This is a genomic window from Bacteroides sp. 1_1_14, from assembly GCF_000162515.1.
Lineage (GTDB): Bacteria > Bacteroidota > Bacteroidia > Bacteroidales > Bacteroidaceae > Bacteroides > Bacteroides thetaiotaomicron.
In genome coordinates, this window is record NZ_GG774703.1 from 312,696 (window position 1) to 329,396 (window position 16,701).

The following is a 16,701-nucleotide window of genomic DNA, read 5'->3' on the forward strand; positions in this document are numbered from 1 at the left end:
GAGTTGTGCTTCGGCTGCCATCAGATAGATGTCGGCAAGCCGGAGTAGGGGATAGTCGGTAGAGCATCCTGTGGCAGCAGAATTGGATGCTGCTACGCCCTCATCAGTGAGATTGGAGAACTTTTCAAAGAAATAGCCTTCGGCTTGGTTATCGATTGCACCGGTAAAGAACTGTGCTTGTCCATCTGTATAAAACATAGCGCGGCTGTCTTTGGTTGTAGCAATATCTCCAAACTTTGCTGTCATCTCACCACGCGCACGAAACATACCCCAGCCGTTGGACAATCCGTACTTGGCGGGGTCTTGTGTGCTCGAATTGCCACATGATCCACAAATTATATATGTTCCTCCGCCCCACGTAACTGATGTTGTGGCGTCACACACCATAGCAAACAAAATTTCATGTGTTCGCTTGTGATTATCGGCATTAAATAATTTGGCATATTCCGGTTCCAGATAGAATGCAGGATTGGAAATTACTTGTTTGCAAGCAGTAATACATTCTGTATAATACTTAGTATCCACATTGCCACGATATACTGCGCTGTTTAAATAAAGACGGGCAAGGAGTGCCCATGCCACGGGTTTACTGGCACGGCCGTATTCGTTGGTAGCGGGCAATGCTGATGAAACTCCTTCGGCAACCAGTTCTTTCAGTTCGCTTTCGATAAAATCAAACATCCCAATCCCATCGTAGGCTTCCGGGATATAACCGATAACTGGCGTATTTTCATCCACTTTAGGACCTTGACGATACAAATCGAGTACCATCCAATAACTGAATGATCTCATAAAACGAGCTTCCGAACGGAAAGTACGGATCTCAGTTTGTTCGGCTTCTGAAAACCGGGCAATCTCTTCATCCGAACAATGGCGAAGAAACTCATTACACAAGGCTATGTTGAAGAAAAGCCAGTAATAGGAGTCAGAAACCCAAGAATCTTTCGCATCCCAACTGATATAGGTAAGGTCAGACAGGTTGTTTCCTGAAAGCCAGGTATTAGCTACTTCATCGGTAGCGGCTTCTTGCAGATTGAAATAGCCACGGGAAAAGTCTTGTTTGTTGATGCTCTTGAGGTCTCCGTTATCTCCCCCTTGTCCTTGTCCTGCAAGAACATACGAGGCATATATTTTGGCAAGAACTCTCTTATAATTTGCCGCTTCAGCATAAACATCTTTTGAGGTATCTTCTGTTGTCGGCATCTGATCAAGAACATCTGTACACGAGCTTGCTACAAGGGTCATGCACCATACGATTATTGTTAGTATATTAATTTTCTTCATGGTTTATTCAGTTAAAATTAAGGCCAATAGTGATAGAATACGTGCGGGGACGCGGATAAACAGATGTGTCGACACCATTGGCTGTTTCAGGGTCTACACCTTTATATTTAGTCACGGTAAAGACATTCTGCACCATGGCAGAGGCATGAAGGCCGATGGTCTTATATATGCGACCGAAGTCATAAGAGAGTTGCAGGTTGTCCATCTTCAAGAACGAAGCGTTTTCAAGATAATGGTCGCTGAGAAACTGCCTCTTGGTAAAGCGGGTATCCAGGAAACTCCGATTTAAGTTATTAAGTTGATAATCGTTATAGCTCATGGTTTCCCATGCACCTGTATTCATGGCCATACCATTAAAGATATATCCTCCTATATTGGCTCTAAGCGAGGTTGAAAGTGTCCACTTCTTATAGCGCAGCGAGGTTGAAAAGCCCAAAATCCAGTCCGGAGCCGGTGAATGATGATGGTAGCGGTCTTTGTTCGTTATCTCGCCATCTCCGTCAAGGTCGGCATACAAGCCTTCAATGGGTTGCCCCGTCTCCGCATCATACAATTGCTTGTATAAATAGAATGAGTAGGGAGCGTAATCAGTAGAGAACACCTGCATCTGGTAAGCATCAATCCAAGGGCCTACTTCTGTGTCAGGGCTTGGAGCACCGGGAGTAAGCGTAAGATTCTTTATCCTTACTTTTTGCCATGCAGCATTGGCACTTGCCGTCCATGACCAATTTTTTGTATTGATGATGTGTCCGGTAACAGAGAGTTCAAGTCCTTTTGAGTCTACATTGCCCACATTTTGAAGCATTAGCTTATCAAAGTTCGTACCGGCTGGCATCGGAACAGTGGCCAGAAGATTTTCGGTCTTTCTGGTATAGAAATCAGCAGAAAAGGTAAATCTGTTTTCTAAAAATGCCAGATCTATACCATAGTTCCATGATTTAGTAGTTTCCCATTTCAATTCAGGATTATATGCTTCAGGACGATAGGTATATATCGGATTTCCGCCAAACAGGTATTGTGCTCCGTCAAGTCCCGGAGTGTAGACCGGAATGTAGCCATAATTGGTGATACCATCTTGCTGTCCGGTTATACCATAGGATACGCGTAACTTCACGTCATTCATCACTGTGCGCAAAGGCTCAAAGAAGTGCTCTTGTGAAACCCTCCAAGCTAAGGCTACTGAGGGGAAAGTACCCCAACGATTGTCGGATGCAAATCGAGACGAGCCGTCGCGGCGCATGGTGGCCGTAAGCAAATAGCGATCCATGAATGTGTAATTCAAACGCCCATAGTATGACATGAGTGAATGCCGCTGATCGGTTGCGGCAGAAGTCGACTGCTGTACTCCATCGGCACTCAGAATGGCATAAAACGGAGTGGTATATTTCCAGAATTGATAATCATATCCTACTGTTACATCAATGCCGGAATGAATAGCATCGAAGTCATTATGATAATTGGCATAAATCGTGAGCAGTTTATTGTAATTCTTTTGCGGGCCGTATGTGTAGTCACGTCCGCCGGTTGTATAATAAGAAACGGCCTCTTTAGGTACATAAATATGTCCTTTGCCTTTTGACCAGTCATATCCGCCCGTAGTATGCAAACGCAAGCCCTTTACCCATTTTACATTCCAATCCACGCTGGCACTTCCTATAAATCGATAGACATCCGATGTGGAATCGTATTGATTCAGTCGGCCGACAGCATTGGCTAATGCTCCCGTCACCGGTACGCCATTGGCATCGATAGCCTCGTTGTAACCACCAAAGGTGTCGTTTCCGGAATATACCGGAATGGTGGGGTTGAGCGTACTGCCTGCCCAAATTGCATCGGTATCAGCAAAGCGGTTCTTAGAATAAGTGCCTTTTAAACCTATATTAAATCTCAGCTCGTTATGGAAAAACGAAGGAGTAAGGTTTATGTTTCCGGTAAAGCGTTTTGTATTATCCGTTTTCAAGATACCATCCTGATAATACATACCGGTTGAAACACGAAATGGCAACCAAGGAAGTGCAAGTCCTGAAACACTAAGGTTATTATCTGTTCCGAAAGCTGTTTGATAAATTTCATCGTTCCAGTTTGTACGATAGTCACCAAGCAATGACTTTTGGTGTTCCGTACCATACTGATTGACAATATTTATAAATTCGTCTGTGTTCAGCATATCCGAAGTCTTGGTCTTGGTTGCAATGGAATTGGTCGTTTGGAAAGAGACCTTAATATCACTCCCGCTTCCCTTTTTGGTTGTTATGATGATGACGCCGTTGGATGCTCGTGATCCATAAATAGCAGTGGATGAAGCATCTTTCAGCACGGTCATACTCTCTATGTCGTTCGGATTTATAAGGCTTAGAAAGTTTCCGCCGCCGGATATGGAACCACCCACTTCCATAGGAACCCCGTCCAGTACAATTAATGGGTCATTGGATGCGTTAAGTGATGCACCACCACGAATGCGTATGGTTGAGACAGATGTAGGCGAACCTCCGCCATTTACTATTTGCACACCGGCTATCTTGCCATTCACAAGCTCTTCGGGCGATGAAACCATGCCTTTATTAAAGTCTTTAGTACCCACAGAGGCAACCGAGCCAGTCAGATCGCTTTTGCGTTGTGTTCCGTATCCGATGATTACTACATCACTCAGTACTTGTGAGTCGCTTTTCATTTGTACATTCAGTACGTTACTGTTTACGGGGATAGTTATCACTTTAGTTTCATATCCTACGTAAGAAAATTGTAGTTCCTTACTGTCTTTCGGTACATTCAGAGTATAGTTTCCGTCAAAGTCGGTCACTGTACCTGTCGATGTTCCTACGATAAGAATGCTGACTCCGATCATCGGCTCTTTGTTCTCATCGATCACTTGTCCGGTCATTTTCTTGCCTCCCTGTTGGGCAAAGGCAGGAATTGCGCCTCCAAGAAAAGCTGTACATAATATAAGTAGTACAGTCAGATGGCGTAGATTTAAGATATTACAGTTCATAATTATTGTGTAATTGGTAAAAGATTTATTTTATTGAAATATCGGTTAATAGTATCATTCGGTCGGGAGAAGTGGTATACATCTTTATCTATAGCTGCCTTACGATCTGCTCTCAAATAGCCGAGGGCACGGTAAGCATGTGCGAAAGGTGTGGAAGTCGTTTTACCTTGTGTGCTGACGAAGGCAAATAACGGACAAATACAAGTAAGAATAAACTGTCTTTTCATGCTATCAAATTTAGTGGTTTGTTGATAGCGGCAAAGATAGACTGCCTGGCATTTTCATAAAAGCACAGATTGGACATATAAGGATAAAAATAGGACGAAAAGCCCTAAAATGCCTCTACAGCCCGTCATTCAAGTATTGGCGCGGTGTTTTTCCAAACTCTGCCTGAAAGCATTTGGAGAAATAAGAATGATTGGAAAATCCTACCATATACATCACTTCGGCAACGGTGAATTTCTTTTGTTGCAATAACATGGCAGCTTTCTTCATGCGGATGGACTTGATATATTCCACGGGAGACATTCCGGTGAGTTGCTTGATTTTCCGGTAAATCTGTTTGTTACTGATTCCCGACAGTTCGCAAAGTGCGTTGACATTCAGGTCTGCATCGGAGAGGTGATCTTCAATCAGACGGATAATGTTCGACAGAAATTTCTCATCCTGCGATTCTGCTTCGATCGGTTTAAGTATGGGGAGAGATTCCAACTGTTTTTTGGATGCTATGACTGGTATTTCGTCTTCCTCTACGGCAATGACCGGAATGCTCAGCCCGATGGAAGTTCCCTTTCCTTTTTCGGAGGTGACTCCATCGATAGAACCGCCGTGTAATTCCGTGTAGGTCTTTACCAGATAAAGTCCGATACCTGTGCCTTCTTTGCTGCCGCTATGGGGTGACTGGAAGAAACGTTGGAAGATATAGGGAATATCCTGTTGCGGAATGCCTGCTCCCGTATCGGAAACGCAAATCTCCAGCAAACCGGTTTCCTGCCGATAGAAAAGGGATAAGCGGATACTTCCGCCCTCTGAGGTGAACTTGACAGCATTTGATAATAGATTATCTAGTATTACTCCAAGTTTGATGGCATCCATATCGGCGTAAATCTTCGCTTTGTTTGCTTCGAAATGGAACGTGAACCGTTTGTCTTCCTCATAGACTGAAAACAAACTGCGGCTGAATGATACAAGTTCGATGCGTGACAGGATAAGCAATGAATCTTTATTGTCTTCAATCCGGTTGAAGTTGAGTACCTGATGAATCAGCGAGTTGATTTTCATGGCGTTGCGCTGCACTTCTTCCAGTGTCTGTTTTTCGTGTACTTCTTCCGTAGACGGAAGTAACTGGCTGATAGGAGCTATGATCCGGCTGAGAGGTGTCTTCAGCTCATTGGATAAGTTGGTGAAGAATGCCATTTTCTGACGGGACTGTTCCAGTATTTTTTCTTTTTCCCTGCGTTCTGCTTTCAGGCGGTTTTTAACGCGGAAAAAGTTGATTGTCCATGCGATAAGACTGAGCAGCAGTAAGATATAGATGGCTTTTGCCCATATCGTATAGTACCACGGTGGAAGAATCCGGATATTCAGAATATGAGGACGGTTGGATGGTTGTCCGTCTCTCTCCAGCTTGCTGATGATAAGCTGATAATTTCCATAACTCAGATTACTGTATGTAATACGGTTGATATTGGATTTCAGAAAGTTCCATTCTTTGTCCATGCCTTCCAGACGATAGACAAACTTGTTTTTCTCGTCCAGCGAATAAGGAAGGTCGGATAACTCGAATGACAGGTTATTCTGATCATATTTTAATTTAATTGAGTTGGTATATCGGATATTGGGAACGTTATCTCTGGTGCGTGGCGATACCAGTTGATTGTTAATGTATAAGGCAGTCAACAGAATCGGACGTTCCGGTTGGTATGTGGCTTCTAGGTTGGAGTGTGAGATACCGAAGCCGTCGGCTCCTCCCAGATAGACACAATCTTCTTTCGGGTCGAACAGCAGGCTTGTAAAGCGTTTGTTTGTCATATTCTGCTGTCGGGCATCCATTGTTTTCCGGTCGATAATCCAGAGGCCGTTGGTAGTGGATACCCAGATGGAGTTCTTCACGCAAGTCATGGATAAAATCTCGTTGTTGCTGAAACTTCCGAAGGAGATACTCTGCTGGCTCTCGTCTTTGGGGTTGATGCGCATGACACCGCCATGAAATCCTACCCAAAGCAAGCCGTCCTCATCACATAACAGGTAGTTGGGGCTTTTCTCTCCGGTTAATTCGTCTGCAAATAATTTCGTTACTTCCCGTGTGCGGGGATTAATTTTATCTATTCCTTTATTATTGTAGAGCAATACCCATACATTGCCTTCATTATCGGGAATAATCTGGTTGATAAACATACCGGACAGTCCGTTGTGGACGGAGTAATTCTGTTCGGCTATATATTGTCCGGAGGTAGATTGCATCAATTTGTGCTTGTCTACTACAAAGATTCCTCCAAGGCATGTTGAAATCCATAGTTGTCCGGCGGTATCTTCAAATATATAATAGGTCCAGTTGGTATTATACGTTCCTGTATTGTCTACAATGTTGTAGTGTATGAATTGGCGGGTTGCATAATCGTAGCGGTTGATGCTTCCGTCGGTAGCAATCCATAACTGCTGTTCTTTGTCTTCGTAAATATGCCGGATGCGGTTGTGAGATAATGGATAAGTCTTGTCGCCCATTCTGTACCAAATGGCATCGTGTCTTTCTCCGGCAGGATCAGTGAAACGAATTAATCCGTTGGCTCCTCCAAACCAATAGAACCCTTTTGAGTCACGAAACAGGGAGTAGAATTGGTTTCCGTCTCCCGTACCTGTAATCTGTGAGATTGGAATAAACTGCAGCGCACTATTATAGCGTGAGAGGGAGATGCCATAGTCGGTACCCAGCCAGATGTTATGTTCCTGGTCGGCAAAGATATTCCAGATGATATTATTGGTCAACGACTGGATATTGCGGGAGTCGTGAATGATGTGTTGTAGCGGGGTGGTATCGTTATGATAGACGTAAAGTCCGTTGTCTGTACCTGCCAGTAAGTCTCCGTTTCCATCCAGGGCTAATGATTTGATCGAATTATTATGGAAGGCTTCTGTCTGTTTTATCTGTCCGGTTGACGGAAAGTATTGGAAGAGATAGCCTTCCGTACCAATCCAGACACACTGGCGGGTAGTATCTTCCAGCAAAGAATTGACGAACAGGTTACTTTGACTGCTATGGACGGGAAGAGGAATGCCTTCGAATTTCCCGTTGGACGGGATATAGCGGCATAGTCCGTTGTAGGTTCCCACATAAATTTGATTATCCTTGGTGCGGATAATGGAGTATATGGTATTATTGGGAAGTCCGTTGCGTCTGGTATCAAAAGATGTCAGTTTCCGGCTTTGCAGCTGATAAGTGTATAAACCGTTTAAGGCGCCTAGCCATAGGGTATCTCCTTGAAGAGCCATGGTGCGTACATCTGTCGGAAAGTCAGTTTCCGGTTGCTCGTAGCGGTCAGCCCGGTAATTATAAACCAGGATTCCGTTGTCTGTCCCCATATATAAATAGGTGTTGTCTATAATGACACCGCAGTAGATACGGGTATTATTGTTTTCACCGTAAGTAAAATGTTGCTGTGTGGAGTAACCGTCATAGCTGAATAATCCCTTGTTGGAACCTATCCATATCAATCCTTCACTGTCTTGAAGGAAACAGCTGACAACCGATGCCTCAGCACCGAGATAAATATTGTCGAATTGCTGATAATTTACTTTTTTTTCCATAAGCGCTGTTGCTTAGGATGCAAGATGCATAAAGGAAAAAAAGAATGGCTATGATTCGTTGATACATGATATCAGGTTTGCAAGGCATTAAATCTTTAAATGTTGTGTTAATATTAGCACTCTTGATTGCAAATGTAGGAAAAATGTCGGTTACACTTGTAAATCTCCCCGTCTTTTTGTTCCTTTGCTCTATATTTATAAAACAGAATAGTTCGGAATGAAAAAGCTAATTTATCTGCTTTTGTTACCATTGGCTCTGGCAGTGGCAGCCTGTGGCGGTAAGAACGGAAGTTCAAATAAAGAATCGGTATTGGCAAGGCAAGACAGTGTAGATGCTCACGGGTTGCAGCGTATGCAAAGTTCAAAAGCTGAAACTGATATTAAGTTTAAGGGAAGAGACTATCATTCGCTGGTTTCGCGTACTCCTGACGAAAGTCTGCCTCACGTCTCCAATGAGATGGGGGATACGTATGTAGACAATAAAATAGTGTTGCGCATCACCCGGGGAAGTGAAAACGTACTCAACAAGACATTTACGAAGAACGACTTTTCATCGGTAGTCGACGCGAAATTCCTTTCAAAATCCATACTTGAAGGAATCGTATATGACAAGACTACACCGGAGGGAATTGTCTACGCCGCCAGTGTGTGCTATCCGCAGACCGATTTGTATGTTCCGCTTTCCATCACTGTAACGGCCGATGGAAAAATGAGCATAAAGAAAGTAGATATGTTGGAAGACGATTATACGGAAGAAACACCTGAATAGACTTGTGAATGGGGATATAAGACGTTTCTGACAGAAGAATTGCACAAATGTGAAAGCATTTGAGACAAACGAAAGGCAGCCGTAAGGGTTGCCTTTCGTATTTTTGCACCGTCGATAAACTTAATACCGGATAGAATGAAAAAATACATTTTGGTTATTTATATGATGGCGGCAGGATGCACGATGCTGACTGCTCAGACTAAAAATACGCAAACACTGATGCCACTCACCGAACGGGTAAACGTACAGGCTGACTCTGCACGTATCAACCAGATTATTGACGGTTGCTGGGTAGCTGTCGGGACGAATAAACCTCATGCCATTCAGCGTGATTTTACCAACCTGTTTGATGGCAAGCCCTCCTATCGCTTTGAACTCAAAACCGAAGACAATACACTGGAAGGTTATGCGAAAGGAGAAACGAAAGGACGTGCCGAGTTTTCATATTGCTATGCAACTTCTGACGATTTTAGGGGATTACCTGCCGACATTTATCAGAAAGCACAGATCACAAAGACAGTTTATCATCACGGGAAGGGAGCTTGTCCGCAAGGAAGTTCCCGCGACTATGAGTTTTCGGTTTATATTCCTTCTTCTTTAGACAGCAATGTCTCCACCATCTTTGCCCAATGGCACGGAATGCCCGACCGGACGCTGGTCCAGACTCCTCAGGGCGAGGTGAAGAAACTGACTGTTGACGAATTTGTAGAACTGGAAAAAACGACCTTCTTCAAAAAGAATGTCGGACACGAAAAAGTGGCCAGACTGGATAAACAAGGTAATCCGGTGAAAGATAAAAATGGAAAACCTGTATATAAGGCAGGAAAACCCAACGGATGGTTGGTTGAACAGGGAGGATACCCGCCATTGGCATTCGGATTTTCCGGAGGACTGTTTTATATCAAAGCAAACTCCGACCGTAAATGGCTGACAGACAAAGATGACCGTTGCAATGCAAACCCGGGAAAGACGCCCGTTATGAAACCGCTGACTTCTGAATACAAGGCATCCACCATTGCCTACAAATTACCTTTTGCCGATTTCCCGAAAGACTGCTGGATTACTTTCCGTGTCCATATCGACTGGACGGTCTATGGCAAGGAAGCGGAAACGATTGTGAAACCGGGCATGCTGGATGTACGGATGGATTATCAGGAGCAAGGTAAGAAAGTGAGCAAACACATTGTCGATAATGAGAAGATTCTGATTGGACGTAACGACGAAGACGGGTATTACTTTAAGTTCGGAATTTACCGCGTAGGTGATAGTACCGTTCCCGTTTGCTACAATCTCGCAGGATATTCGGAAAGATAAATAGGTAAATAGTTAAGGTTAAAAGTTAAGGTGAAGAGAGAGCGATCCGGATGTTCCTGAGTGGGCATCCGGATCTTTTTTATGGGGTAAATTCAAGACTGAAAGTTAAAGAACACAAAAAAGAATGTGATCTCTGGTTATTCCCAAATCTTTCCTAAATCTGTATCGTTATTTGCAGTATAAAACTTATCAGATATAGTATTAACTAAAAAGAATAACGATTATGAAGAAAATTTTATCTTTGCTTGTGATGGCTATTGTAGCTATACAGTTCTCATTTGCCGGCGATGTGATTACAAAGGATATGAATCAGCTACCGCTTCCGGCACGCAACTTTATCAACCGTCATTTTACCAAACCTCAGGTGGCTCATATCAAGATTGATAAAGATCTGTTGGAGTCTGCCAAGTATGAAGTGTTATTGACGGACGGTACGGAAATAGATTTTGATAGTAAAGGTAACTGGGAGGAAGTAAGTGCTAGTAAAGGGCATGCAGTTCCGGCAAGTGTTGTTCCTTCGTTTGCTGTCAGTTATCTGAAAGAGCATAACTTCACAGAGCCTGTGACAAAAGTGGAGCGTGACCGGAAAGGATATGAAGTGGAATTAAGTACCGGCGTTTCTTTCAAGTTCGACAAGAAAGGAAAATTCCTGAAAGCGGATGATTGATGATTAAATGAAAATATGATATAACCTAAATCCTAAGAATTAATTATGTTGAAGTTTAAGTTTGGCGCATGGGCAGTCGTTTTAATGCTGACTGCCTTTTCTTTCAGCGCATGTGATGATAATGATGATGAAACGTATAATCCGCCTGCCAATATCACAGAGGCATTGAAGCAACTATATCCGAATGCCCAGAATGTGGAGTGGGAGATGAAAGGAGATTATTATGTAGCTGACTGCTGGGTGACTGGTGACGAACTGGATGTTTGGTTCGACGCGAATGCCAACTGGGTGATGACGGAAAACGAACTGGATAGTATCGATCAGTTAGTACCTGCCGTTTATACCGGTTTCCGTAATTCCAACTACAGTTCATGGGTAGTGACCGATGTGTTTGTATTGACGTATCCGCAGCATCCTACTGAGTCCGTGATTCAAGTGAAACAGGGAAATCTGAGATTTGCACTGTACTTTTCGCAGGAAGGAGGCTTGTTGCATGAAAGGGATATCACCAATGGCGATGATACGAATTGGCCGGTTATGGAGTAGAATTAGTTATGTACAGAGGAATGTGGACAGACACTCCTCTGTAGTCATTATATTACATTTGTTGATAATCTTTGGCCAGTCCTCCTTCGCTGGTTTCCTTATACAGTGAGGGCAGGTCATGTCCGGTTTGTTTCATTACCTGTACCACTTTGTCGAAAGAAACACGGTGCATACCGTCTGTAAAGGCTGAATAAAGATTGGCATCCAGTGCACGGGCGGCAGCATAAGCATTCCGCTCGATACAAGGGATTTGAACGAGACCGCATACGGGGTCGCAAGTCATCCCCAGGTGGTGTTCCAGCCCCATTTCCGCAGCATATTCAATCTGTGCCGGACTTCCTCCGAATAATTGATTGGCTGCTGCTGATGCCATCGCGCAGGCAACGCCGACTTCTCCCTGACATCCTACTTCCGCACCGGAGATGGACGCATTGAACTTGACAATGTTTCCAATTAGCCCAGCTGTAGCCAAGGCGCGAAGAATCCGCATGTCACTGAAGTCACGGCTTTTTTGTAAATGATAAAGTACTGCCGGCATCACTCCGCAGGAACCACAGGTAGGGGCAGTCACGATCTTTCCACCGGAAGCGTTTTCTTCGCTGACTGCCAGTGCGTAAGAGAAAACGAGTCCTCTGGATTGCAGAGATTGTTTGTATCCGGTAGCACGTATATAATAGGTGGAAGCTTTTCTACGTAAGTTCAGCGGTCCGGGCAATACACCTTCCGCTTCCAGACCTCGGTGGATAGCGTCTTTCATTGTGTCCCATACTTCTGCCAGATAGTCCCATATATCCTCGTTCTCACATTCCTTGACATACTCCCAATAACTTTTTCCGGTACGTTCACACCATTGCAGGATTTCGGTCATGTTGTTCATGCCGTATACTTCCGGGCTTTCGATTGTCGGGTTGTCATTATTCTCTGCCAAAGCTCCGCCACCGATACTGTAAACCGTCCAGTTTTCCAATATCTTGTTGTTTGCATCCAGAGCGGCAAATGTCATTCCGTTCGGATGGAAGGGGAGGAAAACTTTGGGTTGCCATACGATTTCTACCGGAGCGGCAGGTTGTAAAGTATCTATGATAGCCACATCCGTCATGTGCCCTTTGCCTGTAGCTGCCAAACTTCCATAAAGGGTTACTTTGAAAGATGCGGCATCCGGGTGACGTTCAACAAACATTTCTGCAGCTTTACGAGGGCCCATTGTATGACTGCTGGAAGGACCTGTGCCGATTCTGTATAATTCTTTTATTGATTTCATGGATGGGTGCGCTTTAGTTAATACCATTTCTTTTTTCTGAAGTACAAATATACAATAATACCGATAACCGCCATTATAATCCAGGCAAATAAATATCCGTACCGCCAGTCCAGTTCGGGCATCCATTTGTAATTCATTCCCCACACACCGACAAGAAACGTTAGCGGGATGAAAATGGTGGATACGATGGTCAGCCGCTTCATGATATCGTTCATTCGTAAATCATTGTTCGAGATATACAGGTCGACTAATGAAGACAGTGTTTCACGGCAGATTTCAATCGTTTGTAATACAAATTGTAAATGGTCGTTCACATCATTGTAGAAGGCACGGTTTACTTTATGTATAAGGAGATTTTCTGCCCGCAACAATTTTACATATTGCTCTTTAAGCGGGAGGATGGCCTTTTTCATCAGCATATATTGGCGGCGCAGCCCCTGAATCTGAATGCCGATGTCATTCTCATTGGTAATCATCAGCAGTTCTTCTTCCAGGTCTTCGAGTGCATCGTCGATGGAAGATATCGTTGAAATGTAGTTCGCCATGATGCTGTTCAGCAATACACTGAGCAGATAATCCGTCAGACGGCTACGAATTTTCAGTATATCGTTTCTCAATGCGGCGTTGATTTCATCAAAGAAATCTGTTTCTTTTTCAAGAAAGGTAAGTACATAGTTATTTCCCAGAATGATGCAGACTTGTTGTTGGAGCAATCCGTCGAGGTCATCATCCTCTTTATGCTCATTGGGATAGAATATTTTCAGGATCAGGACAATATATTTGTCATGCTCTTCTATTTTCGTCGGGTGGTCGGCATTTAATATGTCTTGTAAAACGAGGAAGTCTATTTCAAAATGACTGCAAATCTCACGGATGGTTTCCGTATCTTTCAGCCCGTGTACCTGCAGCCAGTTGATTCGTTCGTTATCCAATGTTTCTTTGACGCTTTGGAAGGTGTCACCGGAACTTTCCTGCATCTCGGTTGCATTGTATGTGCAGAGATGTAAATGGGTGGGGGTAAGGCTGTCCCCTGTGTAAATAAGCTTTTCGCTTAACAGATTATTCTTCATGCTTTATTCTCGTTTTAGAAAACCACTGTAACACAAAGGTAGTGGTTTTCTAAATGAGAACAAGTTCTTCGATCGTTTTGTTTTCAGATTAGTCAAAATCGACTACCGTAATTCCGGCACCTCCGAACTGGACATGCTCGTCTGCATAATGACTGACGCCCGGTACGGTGGACAGGTATTGGCGGATGAGTGTACGGAGTATTCCGGTTCCTGTTCCGTGAAGAATACGTACACGGTCCATACCGACAAGGATGGCATCGTCTACGAAATAAGTGATAGCCTGCAGAGCCTCGTCACCACGCATCCCCCGTACATCAATATCTTGCTTGAAATTAAGCTTCTTCTCGTACATCTGGTCATGTGTCTGACTGCTGACAAACGTACTTTTGGCTATTCCTTCCGTCTTGGGGGCGGCGTTGCTTCGCTCCAGACGATCCAGTTTCACCGTGGTTTTAATGCTTCCGAAAGCGACGGTTGCATTTTTACCATTGATTTCCATGACCTGTCCGACGCTTGTCTGTCCCTTGATCTTTACGTTCTCACCAACGGTGATAGGTATTACTTTAGGGGTAGCGGCTGTCTGTGATGCGGCGGTTTTCGGTTCGTTTTTCTTGTTTTTCTTCCGTTCCTGCTTCTCTTTCAGCTTCTCCATTTTGCGGGCAATCTTTTCTTCCTGTTCTTTGGAAGTCATTGTTTCCAGGGAAGTACGGAAATCGTTCAGCTCCTGACGTACCAAGCGGGTCTTTTCTTTTTCGGCCTGAGCTTCTTTAATCGTACGGATGGTATTTTCGATGCGGGCGTTTGATTCCTGCAACATTCGTTCAGCTTCTTCTTTAGCTTGTCTGATAATCTCCTTCCGTGATTTTTGCAACTCTTCCATTTCCGTTTGATAACGGGCGATGGTGTCTTCCATGTGTTTTTCCCGTTGGCGGATCGTTTGTCGTTTCCCTTCCCAGTAGCGCTTGTCGCGTACAATGTCCTGAAGATATTTATCGGCATTGATGTATTCGCTTCCTACAATTTCCGAAGCATCTGCAATCACATCTTCCGGCAATCCGATTTTCCGGGCAATCTCTACGGCAAATGAACTGCCCGGATTTCCGATCTGTAGTTGAAAGAGTGCCTGCATCAAATGGCGGTCGTAAAGCATGGCGCCGTTGACTACTCCTTCATGATCTTCGGCAAAATGCTTCAGATTCTGATAGTGAGTCGTTATTACTCCGAACGTTTCTTTCTGATTGAAACGTTTCAGCACAGCTTCGGCGATGGCTCCTCCGATCTGTGGTTCCGTACCTCCCCCGAACTCGTCGATCAGGATGAGGCTGCGTTCATTGCAGCTTTTCATCATGATTTTCATATTGGTCAGGTGCGAAGAATAAGTACTCAGGTCATCTTCGATGGACTGTTCGTCACCGATATCGATGAAGATACTGCTGAACATACCTGCATGGCTGCGTTCGTGCAAAGGAATCAGCATACCGCATTGCAACATATATTGTAGCAAACCGACTGTTTTCAGACAGACAGACTTTCCTCCGGCATTGGGACCGGAAATGATAAGGATACGCTGCTTTGGTTTAGTTCTATATCCAGTGGAACAACCTTTTTCCCATGTTTGGCTAATGAGAGTTGCAGTAAGGGATGCACTGCCATTGTCCAATCCAATAGTTGTTCCTTTTCTACTGTCGGTTTCAGGCTGTTGGTCTGTATGGCAAAATAACTTTTCGCACGGATAAAGTCGATCTCTGCCAGAAATTCATACGATTGAAGGATGTCTGGAATAGATGGACGCAGGATATTGGAAAACTCTGTAAGGATACGAATGATTTCCCGTCGTTCATCCCCTTCAAGTTCGCGAATACGGTTGTTGGCTTCTACGACCTCTGCCGGTTCGATGAATACGGTCTTTCCACTTGCCGATTCATCGTGCACGATACCTTTGATCCTTCGTTTTAATCCCGGTGCGACAGGAATAACGAGACGGCCGTCACGCATAGTCGGAGCTACGTCTTTGTCTACATAGCCTTCAGATTGTGCATTGCGCAGGATACTGTTTAGTGAACGTGAGATACTTCCCATTGTGCTGGACAGCTCCCGACGGATACGGGCCAATTCGCTGGACGCATTGTCTTTTATTTTTCCATATTTATTAAGGATACCGTCTATTTTACCAATCAGTTGAGGGAATACGGCTATATCTCCCGCCAACCGTTTCAGGCTGGGGTAGGGTACATCGTTTTCCTCCTCTTCTTCATTCCGGTGTAGAAAACGTACGATATCACGAATAGTCTCTAATGAACGGCGTAGGTCAAATAGTTCTTGTTCGTCCAAATACATGCCTTCTATCCGTACCCGTTTCAGTGATGGGCGGACATCGAAGAAGAATTGATCGGGAAATCCGTCTTCTTCCTGAATGATACGCACAAATTCAGTTACCTGGTTCAGTTTCTCTTCCACTTCTTCAAATTGCTCGGAAAAGCTCATGTCTGAAACCCGCTCTTCGCCTAAAGTGCTGAGACACTTGTCTTTCAGTAACTGCCTTATTTGGTCGAATCCTATCTTTTGCTCAAAATTTTGAGGATATATCATGTCTTTATACTTATTATAGGCTGCAAAAATACGATTATTTCGCGAAAAAAATGTCAGATTGTTTGCAGATTTAAAAATGATTCGTACCTTTGCACCGCTTTCAACGGAAAGCACTTCTGATAAAGGAGTTTTGGAGAGGTGGCAGAGTGGTCGATTGCGGCGGTCTTGAAAACCGTTGTACTGCGAGGTACCCGGGGTTCGAATCCCTGTCTCTCCGCTGAACACTAAAGATAAATGGTGGAAAGTTAAGACAAGTCCCGTAAAATCAAGGTTTTACGGGACTTTTTTCGTTTGTCGACAGACAAGAAAGAACAAGAAATGCCCCGTTTGGACAAGTAGTGTTACTAAATCGTTACTGAAATTGAGCGAAATAAAATAGTAACGATTTTAATGTTAAGTTGCTGATTT

The 16,701-nt window shown here is 44.0% G+C and carries 9 protein-coding genes, 1 tRNA gene and 2 pseudogenes; 5 read left to right on the forward strand and 7 right to left on the reverse strand.

Features of this window, described 5'->3' with window-relative positions:
* The 4 genes and pseudogenes from HMPREF9007_RS19655 to HMPREF9007_RS19640 all read right to left on the reverse strand — a co-directional run.
* Window positions 1–1,284, reverse strand: a 1,284-nt coding sequence (locus HMPREF9007_RS19655; protein WP_008760385.1) for a RagB/SusD family nutrient uptake outer membrane protein, incomplete at its 3' end; no start/stop codon positions are given.
* A 7-nt stretch (window positions 1,285–1,291) separates the two neighbouring features.
* Entirely contained in the window at window positions 1,292–4,273 is a 2,982-nt protein-coding gene (locus HMPREF9007_RS19650; RefSeq protein ID WP_008760386.1) for a TonB-dependent receptor, read from the reverse strand.
* A 2-nt stretch (window positions 4,274–4,275) separates the two neighbouring features.
* Window positions 4,276–4,500, reverse strand: coding sequence for a hypothetical protein (locus tag HMPREF9007_RS19645; RefSeq protein WP_008760387.1), 225 nt, complete (start codon window positions 4,498–4,500; stop codon window positions 4,276–4,278).
* 115 nt (window positions 4,501–4,615) lie between these two features.
* Window positions 4,616–8,144, reverse strand: a pseudogene (locus HMPREF9007_RS19640) (two-component regulator propeller domain-containing protein).
* 150 nt (window positions 8,145–8,294) lie between these two features.
* Here HMPREF9007_RS19640 and HMPREF9007_RS19635 point away from each other — a divergent pair.
* The 4 genes from HMPREF9007_RS19635 (at window position 8,295) to HMPREF9007_RS19620 (ending at window position 11,373) form a co-directional block, all read left to right on the forward strand.
* Entirely contained in the window at window positions 8,295–8,846 is a 552-nt protein-coding gene (locus HMPREF9007_RS19635; protein ID WP_008760389.1) for a DUF4738 domain-containing protein, read from the forward strand.
* A 135-nt stretch (window positions 8,847–8,981) separates the two neighbouring features.
* Window positions 8,982–10,160: a heparin lyase I family protein gene (locus tag HMPREF9007_RS19630; RefSeq protein WP_032850139.1), complete on the forward strand. Its 1,179-nt coding sequence runs from the start codon at window positions 8,982–8,984 to the stop codon at window positions 10,158–10,160.
* 223 nt (window positions 10,161–10,383) lie between these two features.
* The gene (locus tag HMPREF9007_RS19625; RefSeq protein ID WP_008760391.1) at window positions 10,384–10,827 is read left to right on the forward strand and encodes a PepSY-like domain-containing protein; all 444 of its coding nucleotides are present in this window, start codon (window positions 10,384–10,386) and stop codon (window positions 10,825–10,827) included.
* A gap of 45 nt (window positions 10,828–10,872) precedes the next feature.
* Window positions 10,873–11,373, forward strand: a complete 501-nt coding sequence (locus HMPREF9007_RS19620) for a PepSY-like domain-containing protein (RefSeq protein ID WP_008760392.1) — start codon at window positions 10,873–10,875, stop codon at window positions 11,371–11,373.
* A gap of 52 nt (window positions 11,374–11,425) precedes the next feature.
* On the opposite strand, the gene HMPREF9007_RS19615 is transcribed toward HMPREF9007_RS19620, so the two are convergent.
* From HMPREF9007_RS19615 to HMPREF9007_RS19605, 3 genes and pseudogenes are all read right to left on the reverse strand, one after another.
* A complete protein-coding gene (locus tag HMPREF9007_RS19615; RefSeq protein ID WP_008760393.1) occupies window positions 11,426–12,634 on the reverse strand; it encodes an L-serine ammonia-lyase in 1,209 nt (402 codons plus the stop codon).
* A 17-nt stretch (window positions 12,635–12,651) separates the two neighbouring features.
* A complete protein-coding gene (gene corA, locus HMPREF9007_RS19610) occupies window positions 12,652–13,704 on the reverse strand; it encodes a magnesium/cobalt transporter CorA (protein ID WP_008760394.1) in 1,053 nt (350 codons plus the stop codon).
* Window positions 13,705–13,792: 88 nt separating this feature from the next.
* A pseudogene (locus tag HMPREF9007_RS19605) lies at window positions 13,793–16,293 on the reverse strand (Smr/MutS family protein).
* Between the two features lie 132 nt (window positions 16,294–16,425).
* Here HMPREF9007_RS19605 and HMPREF9007_RS19600 point away from each other — a divergent pair.
* Window positions 16,426–16,510, forward strand: a tRNA-Ser gene (locus HMPREF9007_RS19600).
* The last annotated feature ends 191 nt before the right edge of the window (window positions 16,511–16,701 follow it).

Coding starts and splice junctions, on each gene's coding strand:
- HMPREF9007_RS19635 (WP_008760389.1), top strand. CDS start 8,295: ATGAAAAAGCTAATTTATCTGCTTTTGTTACCATTGGCTCTGGCAGTG.
- HMPREF9007_RS19645 (WP_008760387.1), bottom strand. CDS start 4,500: ATGAAAAGACAGTTTATTCTTACTTGTATTTGTCCGTTATTTGCCTTC.
- HMPREF9007_RS19620 (WP_008760392.1), top strand. CDS start 10,873: ATGTTGAAGTTTAAGTTTGGCGCATGGGCAGTCGTTTTAATGCTGACT.
- HMPREF9007_RS19615 (WP_008760393.1), bottom strand. CDS start 12,634: ATGAAATCAATAAAAGAATTATACAGAATCGGCACAGGTCCTTCCAGC.
- HMPREF9007_RS19650 (WP_008760386.1), bottom strand. CDS start 4,273: ATGAACTGTAATATCTTAAATCTACGCCATCTGACTGTACTACTTATA.
- HMPREF9007_RS19625 (WP_008760391.1), top strand. CDS start 10,384: ATGAAGAAAATTTTATCTTTGCTTGTGATGGCTATTGTAGCTATACAG.
- HMPREF9007_RS19630 (WP_032850139.1), top strand. CDS start 8,982: ATGAAAAAATACATTTTGGTTATTTATATGATGGCGGCAGGATGCACG.
- corA (WP_008760394.1), bottom strand. CDS start 13,704: ATGAAGAATAATCTGTTAAGCGAAAAGCTTATTTACACAGGGGACAGC.